We start from the raw sequence: 12,658 nt of genomic DNA on the forward strand, positions 1-12,658 counted from the left end.
CGCCTGTGCCACGCGTTTTTATCCCTTGCCGACTACCGGCAGCTGTTGGTTGCTCCACTCGGTCATTCCGCCGCCCATCTTATAGACCTTGTCGAAACCGGCTGCGCGCAACTTCTTGCTCACGGCGCCGGCGTTCTGGCCGAGCTTGCATACCAGTACAATGGGGCGTTCGCGGTATTTCTCAAGTTCTACGGTGTCATTATTCAGCAATTTGCTGCTGGGGATGTGCACCGCGTCGACAATGTGCCCGGCCTTGTAGTCGGCCTTGTCGCGCAGGTCTACAAAAATACCGGCCTCGGCATTGACCAGGTTAATCGCCTGCTGCGGGGTCAGCGAGGGGCCGGCCTTGCGCGATTCGTGGAAAAACAACATCGCCAGCACCACCAGCAGTGCGGTGGCCAGCATCCATTCCTGCGCGAGGAACTCAAAAAATAGCGCCATGCCTTCGGGGCCTGTAGAGCGTGGGTAACACCCGCGGCCAGTGCTGGCCCGGGTTCACAAAAGGCGCAGAGTATACAGGCTAAGCCCCGGACCAACCACCCCTGCAGGCCGCGCCAGTACTGGACTGGAGCTGTCGCCTCCGGCCCTGTGCAGGGGCCGCCGCGAGCGGGTAGAATAGGCCATTCCACTGCGCAACTCCCTCTGGAACGGAAGACTCATGCAAGAGACCCGGAAGCGCCCTACCGTGCTGATTGTCCTGGACGGCTGGGGATACCGCGAAGAAGTCAAGGACAACGCGATCGCCAACGCGGATACCCCGGTGTGGGACCGCCTGTGGCGCGATTCGCCGCACACCCTGATCTCCGGCTCCGGCCTCGATGTGGGCCTGCCCGCCGGGCAAATGGGCAACTCCGAGGTCGGCCACATGAGCCTGGGCTCCGGCCGGGTGATCTACCAGAACATCACCCGCATCGACAAGGCCATCGCCGACGGCGACTTTTTCAGCAACCCGGTCTACACCGGTGCGGTGGACAAGGCCCTCGCCAATGGCGGCGCCGTCCATATACTGGGCCTGCTCTCACCGGGCGGCGTGCACAGCCACGAGGACCAGATCTTTGCCGCCGTGAAACTGGCGGCGCAGCGCGGCGCGAAAGAGGTTTACCTGCACGCCTTTCTCGACGGTCGCGATACGCCGCCGCGCAGTGCCGGCCCCTCGCTGGAGAAGGCCGATGCCGTGTTCGCGGAACTCGGCTGCGGCCGGGTCGCCAGTGTCTGCGGCCGCTACTACGCCATGGACCGCGACAACCGCTGGGACCGGGTCGAGCCCGCCTACCGGCTGCTGACCGAGGGCTGCGGGGAATACAGCGCCGCCGATACCGGCAGTGCACTGGCCGCGGCCTATGGCCGGGACGAGAGCGACGAGTTCGTCAAACCCACGGTGATCGTCCCCGAGGGGGCGGAACCCGCCTTTATCCGCGACGGCGACAGCGTCATTTTCATGAACTTCCGCGCCGATCGCGCCCGGCAGATGAGCCACGCGCTGGTCGCCGACAATTTCGCCGGTTTCGAGCGCAGGGCGCGCCCGCAACTGGCGGCCTTCGTGACTACCACGGAATATGCCGCGGATCTCAAAGTGCCCGTAGCCTTCCCGCCGGAATCCCTCGCCAACGTGCTCGGCGACTACCTGGCCAAACAGGGCAAGACCCAGCTGCGCATCGCGGAGACGGAAAAATACGCCCACGTCACCTTCTTTTTCTCCGGCGGCCGCGAGGCGCTGTTCGAGGGCGAAGACCGCGAACTGGTCGCCTCCCCGGACGTGGCCACCTACGACCTCAAGCCCGAGATGAGCGCCCCTGAAGTGACCGATAAACTGGTCGCGGCCATCCGCTCCGGCAAATACGACTTCATCGTCTGCAATTACGCCAACGGCGACATGGTCGGCCACACCGGTGTCTACTCGGCAGCCGTCAAGGCGGTCGAGGCCCTGGATGCCTGCCTCGGTCGCGTGGAGGCGGCGCTGTTGGAAGTGGGCGGCCAGGCCCTGGTCACAGCCGATCACGGCAACTGCGAGCAGATGGTCGATTACGACTCCGGCCAGCATCACACCCAGCACACCACGGAGCTGGTGCCGCTGGTCTACATCGGTCGCGACGCCGTTCATCTCGACCCCGCGGGGGGTATCCTCGCCGATATCGCGCCAACCCTGCTGGGGCTGATGCACCTGCGCCAGCCGGCGGAGATGACCGGTCGCAACCTGGCAGAACCGGCGCGTCTCGCCGGGGCCGCCTCCTGACCCGCAACTCCCGCCGTTGTGCCGCTGCTCTCCTGCTGGTCCTCGCGACCGCGGCAGCGGCCGCCTTCGCTGAGCCCGACGAGGCCCGGGCGAAGGCACAGCTGCGCGAGTTGCAGGCGCAGATCAAGAAGATCAATCAGGAGATCAGCAGCGCCGGGAAGGAGCGCGACAGCCTGCGCGCGCAGCTCAGGGAAGCCGAACTGGCGCAAGCGCGAATCAGCAAACAGATCAACGCCAACCAGGCCGAGATCAGTGCCCACGAGGCGGAACTCAGGCAACTCAAGGCGGAGCAGGCGCGCCTGCAGTCCGCCGCCGAGGCCCAGCAGGAGCGCATTGCCCAGGAGCTGCGCACGGCATGGAAGATGGGCCGCCAGGCCCAGATCAAGCTGTTGCTGAATCAACAGAACCCGGACACCCTGGCCCGCAATCTCGCCTACTATCGCTATTTCTTCCGCGCCCGCAACGAGGTGCTGGAGGAGTTCCGCCAGACCCTGGCCGCGCTGGCGGACAACGAGAAGCAAATCAGCACCAGCCTGGCAGCACTCGAGGAAAACCAGCGAACCCTCGCCGAACAGCAGGCGCAGCTGACGGTAGCGAACGAGGCCCGCAGCGCGGCGCTCGCCCGGGTCAACGCCGAGTTGAAGGAAAAGGGCGGCACGCTGGCCAGGCTGGAGGCCGATCAGAAGGAACTGGAGGCTTTGCTCGAAGCAATCCGCAAGGCCATCGTGGAACTTGATATCCCCGAGGAAGACGCCCAGCCCTTCAAGTCAGCGAAGGGCAAGATGCCCTGGCCCGTGCCCGGTCGCGCCATCGCGCGCTTCGGTGACTCGCGCAACCAGGGCAAGATGCGCTGGCAGGGGGTTACGATTCCCGCCAGTCCCGGCACCCTGGTCAAACCAATTCACCACGGCCGGGTAATCTATTCCGACTGGCTGCGCGGCATGGGCCTGCTGATCATCGTCGATCACGGCGACGGCTACCTGAGCCTCTACGCCCACAACCAGACCCTGCTGAAGGAAGTCGGCGAATGGGTCGGGACCGGCACGCCAATCGCCACGGTTGGCGACAGCGGCGGCAGAACCGAGCCGGCCCTCTATTTCGAGGTCCGCGAGAATGGCAAGCCGGTCAACCCCTCGCTCTGGTGCCGGCGCTGAAACTTGCCAGTCGCACGCCGCCGCCATTAAGGTAAACTACTGAAGTTTCCAGCAATAACTACTGGCCCACGGTGGTATCCATGACCCCTGCTCTCCTGCCCCGCTGGCTGCTGCCCCTGGCCGCCACCGCCTGTTTAGCCCTGCCCGCCGGGGCCGCCGTCGAGGAGGGCGACCTGCCCCTCGAGGAGCTGCGTACCTTCGCCAACGTCTTCAACCAGATTCGCCAGGGTTACGTCGAGGAAATCGACGACAGCACCCTGCTGGACTACGCCATCCAGGGCATGCTGATGGGGCTCGACCCGCACTCGGTCTACCTCAGCGAGGAGGCCTTCGAGGGCCTGCAGGAAACCACCAGCGGGGAGTTCAACGGCCTCGGGCTGGAAGTCGGCATGCAGGATGGCTATGTCACGGTTATCGCCCCGATCGACGGCTCGCCCGCCGCCAAGGCCGACCTGCGCAGCGGCGACGTCATCCTCAAACTGGGGACCACGCCGGTGAAGGGCATGAGCCTCGGCGAGGCGATCGAAATGATGCGCGGCCCCGCCGGCACCGAGATCGAACTGACCATCGGCCGCCCCGGCGAAAGCCAGCCTTTCGAGGTCACCCTGGTGCGCGACGTCATCAAGGTCGCCAGCGTGCGCCAGCGCTGGCTGGAACCCGGCTTTGCCTATGTGCGGATCGCCCAGTTCCAGAGCAATACCGGCCCCGCGGTGCAGAAGGCGGTGGAAAAGCTGGCCACCGAACAGAACATCAAGGGCCTGGTGCTGGACCTGCGCAACAACCCCGGCGGCGTGCTCAAGGCCAGCGTGGACGTCGCCGGCCTGTTCCTTGACGGCGGCCTGGTCGTATATACCGAGGGCCGGCTGCCCAACTCCCATGTCAGCTTCAACGCCGAGCCGATCGACGCCCTCGACGGCAAGCCGGTGATCGTGCTGATCAACGCCGGCTCCGCCAGCGCCTCGGAAATCGTCGCCGGCGCCCTGCAGGACCACCACCGGGCGGTCATCATGGGCACCCGCAGTTTCGGCAAGGGGTCGGTGCAGACGGTGCTGCCGATCTCCGAGGACCGGGCGGTCAAGCTGACCACCGCCCTGTATTACACGCCCAGCGGACGCTCGATCCAGGCCGAGGGCATCGAACCGGATATCGAGGTGCAGCGGGCCAAGGTCACCGCCTACGACGACCCCCGCGGTATCACCGAGGCCGACCTCTCCCGCCACCTGGACAACGGCAATGGCGCCAGCGACAACGCGGGCAAGGCCAATACCGCTGCCAGGGAACTGCAGGGCTCCGACAACCAGCTGTACGAGGCGCTCTCACTGCTCAAGGGACTCACGGTCCTCGGCCTGCGCGAGCCCCCACCAGTGCTCAGGCCACAGTCGGCATCAGCTGAACCCAGATAATAACAAGTGACTGCTCGCACACCAGGGGAGCACCGAAAACAAAGGATTGGAAACGCAGGCCGCGCGGCAGGCTGGCTGCTGTTGGTGACGGTGACAGGCGCGAGCCGCAGCCTCGCCGACTGCTTGGTGCCACCGCCGGCGAGCATCGCCGCCACCGCGCCGCGCGGCTCACTGGTGCTGATCATCGACGATATCGGCAATCGCCGCGACCTCGGCCTGGCTATCGCAAGGCTGCCCGGCAAACTCAATCTCGCCGTCCTCCCGCATAGCCCCCACGGCCGGGAGATTGCCGAGGCGGGCTTTGCCGCGGGCAAGGAAATCCTGCTGCACGCGCCGATGAGCAACACCAGTGGCGCACAGCCGGGGCGCGGGGTACTCACCCCGGCGCTCAGTCGCAAGCAGTTCGACACGGTACTGGCGGCGGATATCGACGCGGTCCCCCACCTGCGCGGGCTCAACAACCACATGGGCAGCGAGCTCACCACCCTGCCCCTGCAGATGGGCTGGGTGATGCAGGCACTGCTGCGTCGCGACCTCTACTTCGTCGACTCGCGCACCAGTGCCAAGACCGTGGCCGCCCGCACGGCCAGCGAATTCAGTGTGCCCAACATCTCCCGCTCGGTATTCCTGGACAACGATGAAAGTGCGCCGGCCATCCGCCGGCAGCTGCGCAAACTGCTGGCCCTGGCGCGGGAAAACCGGGTCGCTGTGGGCATCGGCCACCCCTACCCGGCCACCGCCGAGGTACTGGCGGAGGCCTTGCCGCGGCTGGCCTGTGAGGGGATTGAGCTGGCGCTGGTGTCGGAGGTGCTGGCGCGCTGGGGCAGCATCCCGCACAACGCGTCGCTGGGAGAGAAAGAGGGGTCAGAGCCCTTTTTACTCAAGTCAGCAGAATTCAACCGCGGTGGTGGTGTAAAAAGGGCTCTGACCCCTTTTTTCCTACAGCCGGACTTCGATCCCGCGCTCGGCCATATAGGCCTTGGCCTGGGGCACGGTGTACTCCCCGAAGTGGAAGATGCTGGCGGCGAGCACCGCGTCGGCGCCGCCTTTGGTGATGCCCTCGACCAGGTGGTCGAGGTTGCCGACCCCCCCTGAGGCAATCACCGGGATATCCACCGCGTCGCTGATGGCGCGGGTCACGCCCAGTTCGAAGCCGTTCTTGGTGCCGTCGCGGTCCATGCTGGTAAGCAGGATTTCGCCGGCGCCGAGGCCCGCCATCTTGCGCGCCCATTCCACCGCGTCGATGCCGGTGGGCTTGCGGCCGCCGTGGGTGAAGATTTCCCAGCGCGGCTGGCCGTCCACGTCGTCCACCCGCTTGGCGTCGATCGCCACCACGATGCACTGGGAACCGAAGCGCTCCGCCGCCTCGCGGACGAGTTCCGGGTTGTGGATGGCCGCGGTGTTGATACTGACCTTGTCCGCGCCGGCGTTGAGCATGGTGCGGATGTCCTGCACGCTGCGGATACCGCCGCCGACAGTCAGCGGGATGAAGACGTTCTCGGCGATCTGCTCCACCGTGTGCACGGTGGTATCGCGCCCCTCGTGGCTGGCGGTGATGTCGAGGAAGGTGATCTCGTCGGCGCCCTGCTCGTTATAGCGGCGGGCGATTTCCACCGGGTCGCCGGCGTCGCGGATACCGACGAAGTTGACTCCCTTGACCACCCGGCCGTTGTCGACATCGAGGCAGGGAATAATGCGCTTGGCCAGTCCCATGGGCAGCGTCCTCAGGCGGCGGCGTCGCAGAACTTCTGCGCTTCCGCGACGTCCAGCGTGCCCTCGTAGATCGCCCGGCCGGTGATCGCGCCGCAGATACCCTCGTGGGCCACAGCGCTGAGGGCGCGGATATCGTCGAGGTTGGTAATACCGCCGGAGGCAATTACCGGAATGCTGGAGGCGCGGGCCATGGCGACTGTCGCCTCTACGTTGACGCCCTGCATCATGCCGTCGCGGGCGATATCGGTGTAGACGATGGCGGAGACGCCGTCGCTCTCGAACTGCTTCGCAAGGTCAGTGGCTTGCACCCCGGAGACCTCCGCCCAGCCGTCGGTGGCCACCAGGCCGTCTTTCGCGTCCAGGCCGACAATGACCTTGCCGGGGAAGGCGCGACAGGCTTCGGCCACGAAGGCGGGTTCTTTCACCGCTTTGGTGCCGATAATCACGTAGCTGACACCGCTTTTGACGTAATGCTCGATGGTTGCCAGGTCGCGGATACCGCCGCCGATCTGGATCGGCAGGTTCGGGTAGGCCGCGGCGATCGCGGTGACCACCTCGCCGTTGACCGGGGTGCCGGCGAAGGCCCCGTTGAGATCCACGAGGTGCAGGCGGCGGCAGCCGGCTTCCACCCAGCGGGTGGCCATGGACACCGGATCGTCGGAGAACACGGTGCTGTCCTCCATCAGGCCCTGGCGCAGGCGCACGCACTGGCCGTCTTTGAGGTCGATAGCGGGGATGATCAGCATGTTCCGTCCCATTCAAGAAAGTTTTTCAGTAACTGCAGGCCGGCGGTGTGGCTCTTTTCCGGGTGGAACTGCACCGCGAAGAGATTGTCGCGGGCCAGCGCTGCATCCGCGGAGATGCCGTAATCGAGGCGACCGGCGACCAGCGCACGGTCCTCCGCGTGCACGTAATAACTGTGCACGAAGTAAAAGCGGCTGCCATCCTCGATACCCGACCACAGGGGATGCTCGCGCGCCTGCTGCACTACATTCCAGCCCATGTGCGGCACCTTGAGGCGCTCGCCCGAGGCGTCCAGCAGGGGGCGGCCGAAATGACGCACACTGCCGGGAATCAGGCCCAGGCAATCCACGCCGCCGTTCTCCTCGGAGTGGTCGAGCAGGGCCTGCATGCCGACGCAGATCGCCAGTACCGGCTTGCGCTGCTCGAACAGCGCATCGGCCAGCAACTCGTCGCACTGCAGTCGGCGGATTTCCGCCATGCAGTCGCGCATGGCGCCGACCCCGGGGAACACCACCCGGTCCGCCGAGTGAATCTCGGCGGCGTTACAGGTGACCCGCACTTCTCCCGCGCCGGCGTGGCGCAGCGCGCTGGCCACCGAGTGGAGATTGCCCATGCCGTAATCGATGACGGCGACGCTACCGCTGCTCATCACCGCGGCCTACAACACGCCCTTGGTGGACGGCGTGACGCCGGCCATGCGCGGGTCCTCGGCCAGCGCCATGCGCATGGCGCGGCCGAAGGCCTTGAAGATGGTCTCGGCCTGGTGGTGGGTGTTGTCGCCGCGCAGGTTGTCAATGTGCAGGGTCACCCGGGCATGATTGACGAAGCCCTGGAAGAATTCCATGAACAGGTCCACGTCGAAACCGCCCACCGCCGCGCGGGTGTAGTCCACGTGGTAGGTGAGCCCGGGGCGGCCGGAGAAATCGATCACCACGCGCGACAGCGCCTCATCCAGCGGGCAGTAGGCGTGACCGTAGCGCATGATGCCTTTCTTGTCGCCCACCGCCTCGGCGAAGGCCATGCCCACGGTGATGCCGATGTCCTCCACGGTGTGGTGGTCGTCGATGTGCAGGTCGCCCACGGCCTTGATGTCGAGGTCGAACAGCCCGTGGCGGGCAATCTGGTCGAGCATGTGCTCCAGAAACGGAATACCGGTTTCCAGCTGCGCCTTGCCGCTGCCGTCGAGGTTTACGCTCGCAGTAATCTGCGTTTCCAGCGTGTTGCGACTCACGGTCGCCTTTCGCTCGGCCATTGTCATCTCCAATCCTGGGGGAGTCCGGGGCTATGTTGCCAAAAAGGCGGCAGATTATAGCAAAAGCCGGCCGCGCAGGCAGCGGCCAATATCCATCTAGCGATGCAGCTCGCCGGCGCGCTCGGGTTGGTACACCACCTCGAGAATACGCACCTTCAGGACCCCGCCGCCGGGCTTCGGCCAGTCGATGTCATCGCCTTCGCTCAAACCGAGCAGGGCGCTGCCGACCGGGGCGAATATGGAGATACAGTCGGCGGCCGGGGCGCCGCTCGCCGGGTATACCAGCGTGCGACAGAATTCCCGGCCGCTGGCCAGGTCCTGGAAGCGCACCGTGGAATTCATGGTCACGACGGTTTCCGGCATCTCCGCAGGCGCCACCAGGTTGGCGCGGTCCAGTTCCTCCTGCAGGGCATCGAGGCCCGGCAGGGAAGCGTCGGCCTGGCGCGCCATCAGCTTCTCCAGCCGCTCCACATCGAGGGATGACACTGTAATACCGGGTTTGATCAACATGCTGTTTCACCTGTCAGCGCTGCCTGCGCGTCACAAATATCCACCCCGAAAATCACCCCGGCACCGGAGTGCCGTGAATTGACTGCTTTGGGAAGTTCAGTTTGCCTGGCGAAGACCGCGTGTGGGAAAACGCGGCGCCGGGCTTCGGGGACCGCTGCCGAGCATCGCACCAACCGCGCAGTTTTGGAAGCCCCCCGGGCAGGCATTGACCCGCAGTAGGACGGGCGGGTACCGTGCTTCGGATTCCGCCTCCTGACTACCGACAGCCTGTAGCCCGTGACCCGATCCAGCCGCCACTTCGCCACCCGCATCCTCAGCTGGTTCGACCAGCACGGCCGCCACGACCTGCCCTGGCAGCGCAGTGCCGACCCCTACCGGGTCTGGCTGTCGGAAATCATGCTGCAGCAGACCCAGGTCAAGACGGTCATTCCCTACTTCGAACGCTTCCTGCTGCGCTTCCCCACCGTCACCAGCCTCGCCGCAGCGCCCGAGGACGAAGTGCTGCACCTGTGGACCGGGCTCGGCTACTACGCCCGCGCGCGCAACCTGCACAAGGCGGCAAAAATGGTGTCTGCGGAATTCGGCGGCGAGTTCCCCGACGATCTGCAGGCCCTGCAGGCCCTGCCGGGCATCGGCCGCTCCACGGCGGGCTCCATCCTCGCGTCGTCCTTCGGCAAACGCGGCATCATCCTCGACGGCAACGTGAAGCGGGTGCTCGCCCGGCACCGGGCAGTGGCGGGCTGGCCGGGAAAATCGGCAGTGCACGATAACCTCTGGACGATTGCCGAGGAACTCACCCCCGGCGAACGTCACCGGGATTACAACCAGGCGATGATGGACCTGGGGGCGCTGCTCTGCACTCGCTCGTCACCGGCCTGCGGGGTGTGCCCGCTGGCCGCGGACTGTATCGCGCGGCAGCAGGGCAACCCACAGGACTACCCGGGCAAGAAGCCGCGCAAGGCCATGCCGGTGAAATCCACCCGCCTGCTGATGGCCCGCAACAGCGCCGGGGAGGTGTGGCTGGAGAAACGGCCGGCGCCGGGCATCTGGGGCGGGCTGTGGTGCTTTCCGGAAGCCGGGGAGCGCTCACCGGCACAGTGGAGCAGCGACACGCTGGGCTGCACTCCCACAGCCGTTGAGCACTGGCCGGAATTCCGCCACACCTTCAGCCACTATCACCTCGATATAGAGCCGGTACTGCTGCAACTGCCGGTGTCGCCTGGCAGCGTCATGGAAGCCGACCGGCAGCTCTGGTATAACGTGCGCGAAACCGCACAGGTCGGGCTCGCCGCACCGGTGTTGCGGCTGCTGCTGCAGCTGGCCGGCGAGCCCCAGGACAAGGCAGAGGAGTAAACCATGCCCCGCACCGTATTCTGCAAAAAGTATCGGGAAGAACTCGAAGGCCTCGACGCCCCGCCCTACCCCGGCCCGAAGGGCCAGGATATTTTCGACAATGTCTCAAAACAAGCCTGGCAGGAATGGCAGGCCCACCAGACCATGCTGATCAACGAGAAGCATCTCTCGCTGGTCGATCCCCAGGCGCGCAAGTACCTGCAGGAGGAGATGGAGAAGTTCTTCGCCGGCGAGGAATTCGACCAGGCCGAAGGTTACGTGCCGCCCTCCGAATAGCTGCGGGGCCTCGCGGCCCCACTGACTGCCAAGGCAAGGCGTATTGAGTATACTGCCTCCACACTTCCCGCTGCGCGAAGCCCGGCGGTCCGACGGAGTAATCCATGCTCGAATTCCCGCAGCAAAAAGACGCTGATACGCCTCTCTACGCAGAAGATACCGATGCGCCCCTGCCCGAGCAGCTCAACCCGAATACCCGCTACGCCTATTTCTCCACCATCGCCAAGGGTGGCAAGTCGCTGATCAAGTCCTGTCGCGACCTGCATCTGCGCCGGACCATCTGCTACAAGAGCCTGCGTCCCGAATTCATCAACGACCCGATCGAGACCCGGCGCCTGCTGCGCGAGGCGCGTATCTCGGCCTGCCTGCAGCACCCGAACACTGTGCCCACCTACGAGCTCGGCCGCGACAACAAGGGCAACTACTACTTCACCATGAAGCTGGTGCATGGCTACACCCTGCGCGAGGTACTGAACTACCGCGAGCGCTACGACCTGACCCAGCTGATGGAAGTCATCGAGCAGGTGGGGCAGGCCCTGGGCTACGCCCATTCCAAGGGCGTGCTGCACCGCGACATCAAGCCGGACAACATCCTCATCGGCCCCTATGGAGAGGTACTGCTGCTCGACTGGGGCCTGGCCAAGGTCTGGCACAGGACGGACACGACAGACAGCGACGAGGACATCAACGAGGCAGAGGGCGACCCGGGCATGACCGGCGAAGGCAAGTTGCAGGGCACCGTGATGTACATGTCACCCGAGCAGATCAACCGCGACCCCGACATTTCATTCCAGTCCGACCTCTACAGCATGGGCGCCCTGCTGTACGAATGCCTGACCGGAACCACGCCCTTCCAGGGCGACTTCATCCCCACCCTGCTGCAGCAGATCCGCACCGAAACACCCGCGGACCCGCGCAAGGTTACCCGCCAGCACGTCCCGGAAGTGCTGGCCAACCTGACCATGCAGTGCCTGCAGAAAGACCCCGCGCGGCGGCCGGAATCAGCTGGCGAACTGGTGCGCATCCTCCGGGAAAACTGGCTCAACGACTGAAATCGGGTGGAACTTCATATGCCGGAAATTTCACTGCAAGAGATCGCAGAGATCGCGGACAGTTTCGAAGCAGGGACACAGGACGCCAATGCCGCCGGAGCCATTACATGGCGGAGCGCGAGCCTCACCGATGTCGGGCGCGTACGCCACATCAACGAGGATGCCTTCCTGGACTCACAGGAACAGAGGCTGTGGGTAGTAGCCGACGGCATGGGGGGGCACAGCCGCGGCGACTTCGCCAGCAGTGCCGTGGTCAAGCAGCTCCGGACATTTTCCCCGCAGGGTTCGGTACTCGCCAATCTACAGGACCTGGAAACCCGATTGCAGGCGGCAAACGTGCAATGTCGCACCGCCTTCCGCAAACACCGGCCAGGGACAACCGTGGTGGTAATGCTCGCCCATGGTAATCAGTGTTTTTTCCTGTGGGCGGGTGACAGCCGCCTGTACAGGCTGCGCGACGGAGAACTCGTACAGCTCACGGAAGACCACAGCCTGGCGCAGCAGAAACACGCGAGGGGTGAATTGACCGCCGAGGAAAAGGTCACGCATCACACGTCGCACGTCCTGACCCGCGCCGTAGGCATCCGCGAGAGCCTGACGCCGGACCTGGGCTTCGCCAGCGTCCACGACGGCGATCGTTACCTGCTCTGCAGCGACGGCCTCTACAACCCCGTGGGCTGCGACGACATCCAAACCCTGCTGGCCCAGGGCGCCGCCCAGGACAGCTGCAAGGCCCTCGTCGACCTCGCCCTCGAACGCGGCGGCCGCGATAACATTACTGCCATCGTGGTCGACGCAAGCGCGCCTGCCTGACCTCCCAGCGCCCCTCCCGCCCCGCTTGCAGCGAAGCCGCCGGAGGGGGGCAGATGGACGATTCCGGGGAGACCCTGCGACACTGAAAAGCACCAAATTAGTGCGTTTGGCACGCCAAATGCACCGCCATCGCGCAATCTTATGCACCCATAAAT

At 65.3% G+C, this 12,658-nt stretch carries 13 protein-coding genes and 1 pseudogene; 8 read left to right on the plus strand and 6 right to left on the minus strand.

Annotation, left to right across the window (positions count from 1 at the left end):
* Positions 1–18: 18 nt before the first annotated feature.
* The gene (locus ACNKU3_RS13580; protein ID WP_418260036.1) at positions 19–441 is read right to left on the minus strand and encodes a rhodanese-like domain-containing protein; all 423 of its coding nucleotides are present in this window, start codon (positions 439–441) and stop codon (positions 19–21) included.
* Between the two features lie 217 nt (positions 442–658).
* On the opposite strand from ACNKU3_RS13580, the gene gpmI reads away from it, so the two are divergent.
* The 4 genes and pseudogenes from gpmI to ACNKU3_RS13600 form a co-directional block, all read left to right on the plus strand.
* Positions 659–2,233, plus strand: coding sequence for a 2,3-bisphosphoglycerate-independent phosphoglycerate mutase (gene gpmI, locus ACNKU3_RS13585; RefSeq protein WP_418260037.1), 1,575 nt, complete (start codon positions 659–661; stop codon positions 2,231–2,233).
* A gap of 110 nt (positions 2,234–2,343) precedes the next feature.
* Positions 2,344–3,387, plus strand: coding sequence for a murein hydrolase activator EnvC family protein (locus ACNKU3_RS13590; protein ID WP_418260038.1), 1,044 nt, complete (start codon positions 2,344–2,346; stop codon positions 3,385–3,387).
* Between the two features lie 80 nt (positions 3,388–3,467).
* Positions 3,468–4,790, plus strand: a complete 1,323-nt coding sequence (locus ACNKU3_RS13595) for a S41 family peptidase (protein ID WP_418260039.1) — start codon at positions 3,468–3,470, stop codon at positions 4,788–4,790.
* Positions 4,791–4,964: 174 nt separating this feature from the next.
* Positions 4,965–5,588 (plus strand): annotated as a pseudogene (locus tag ACNKU3_RS13600) (divergent polysaccharide deacetylase family protein); the annotation flags it as partial.
* Positions 5,589–5,729: 141 nt separating this feature from the next.
* On the opposite strand, the gene hisF reads toward ACNKU3_RS13600, so the two are convergent.
* The 5 genes from hisF to rnk all read right to left on the minus strand — a co-directional run bounded on the left by hisF (position 5,730) and on the right by rnk (position 9,009).
* Positions 5,730–6,503: an imidazole glycerol phosphate synthase subunit HisF gene (gene hisF, locus ACNKU3_RS13605; protein ID WP_418260040.1), complete on the minus strand. Its 774-nt coding sequence runs from the start codon at positions 6,501–6,503 to the stop codon at positions 5,730–5,732.
* Between the two features lie 11 nt (positions 6,504–6,514).
* On the minus strand, positions 6,515–7,249 hold the full coding sequence (gene hisA / locus ACNKU3_RS13610) for a 1-(5-phosphoribosyl)-5-[(5-phosphoribosylamino)methylideneamino]imidazole-4-carboxamide isomerase (RefSeq protein ID WP_418260041.1): 735 nt from the start codon (positions 7,247–7,249) through the stop codon (positions 6,515–6,517).
* The gene (gene hisH / locus ACNKU3_RS13615; protein WP_418260042.1) at positions 7,243–7,896 is read right to left on the minus strand and encodes an imidazole glycerol phosphate synthase subunit HisH; all 654 of its coding nucleotides are present in this window, start codon (positions 7,894–7,896) and stop codon (positions 7,243–7,245) included. Before hisH ends, hisA begins: the two co-directional genes overlap by 7 nt.
* Before the next feature lie 9 nt (positions 7,897–7,905).
* Complete coding sequence (gene hisB, locus ACNKU3_RS13620; RefSeq protein ID WP_418260043.1) at positions 7,906–8,499, minus strand: imidazoleglycerol-phosphate dehydratase HisB; 594 nt, start codon at positions 8,497–8,499, stop codon at positions 7,906–7,908.
* 96 nt (positions 8,500–8,595) lie between these two features.
* Entirely contained in the window at positions 8,596–9,009 is a 414-nt protein-coding gene (rnk, locus tag ACNKU3_RS13625; protein WP_418260044.1) for a nucleoside diphosphate kinase regulator, read from the minus strand.
* Between the two features lie 276 nt (positions 9,010–9,285).
* Here rnk and mutY point away from each other — a divergent pair, with 276 nt between their 5' ends.
* From mutY to ACNKU3_RS13645, 4 genes are all read left to right on the plus strand, one after another.
* The gene (gene mutY, locus ACNKU3_RS13630) at positions 9,286–10,362 is read left to right on the plus strand and encodes an A/G-specific adenine glycosylase (RefSeq protein ID WP_418260045.1); all 1,077 of its coding nucleotides are present in this window, start codon (positions 9,286–9,288) and stop codon (positions 10,360–10,362) included.
* Between the two features lie 3 nt (positions 10,363–10,365).
* Positions 10,366–10,638: an oxidative damage protection protein gene (locus ACNKU3_RS13635; RefSeq protein WP_418260046.1), complete on the plus strand. Its 273-nt coding sequence runs from the start codon at positions 10,366–10,368 to the stop codon at positions 10,636–10,638.
* 104 nt (positions 10,639–10,742) lie between these two features.
* Entirely contained in the window at positions 10,743–11,690 is a 948-nt protein-coding gene (locus tag ACNKU3_RS13640; RefSeq protein WP_418260047.1) for a serine/threonine protein kinase, read from the plus strand.
* 18 nt (positions 11,691–11,708) lie between these two features.
* Entirely contained in the window at positions 11,709–12,503 is a 795-nt protein-coding gene (locus tag ACNKU3_RS13645; RefSeq protein ID WP_418260048.1) for a PP2C family protein-serine/threonine phosphatase, read from the plus strand.
* The last annotated feature ends 155 nt before the right edge of the window (positions 12,504–12,658 follow it).

Source organism: Haliea sp. E17 (assembly GCF_048323675.1).
Taxonomy (GTDB): Bacteria; Pseudomonadota; Gammaproteobacteria; order Pseudomonadales; family Halieaceae; genus Mangrovimicrobium.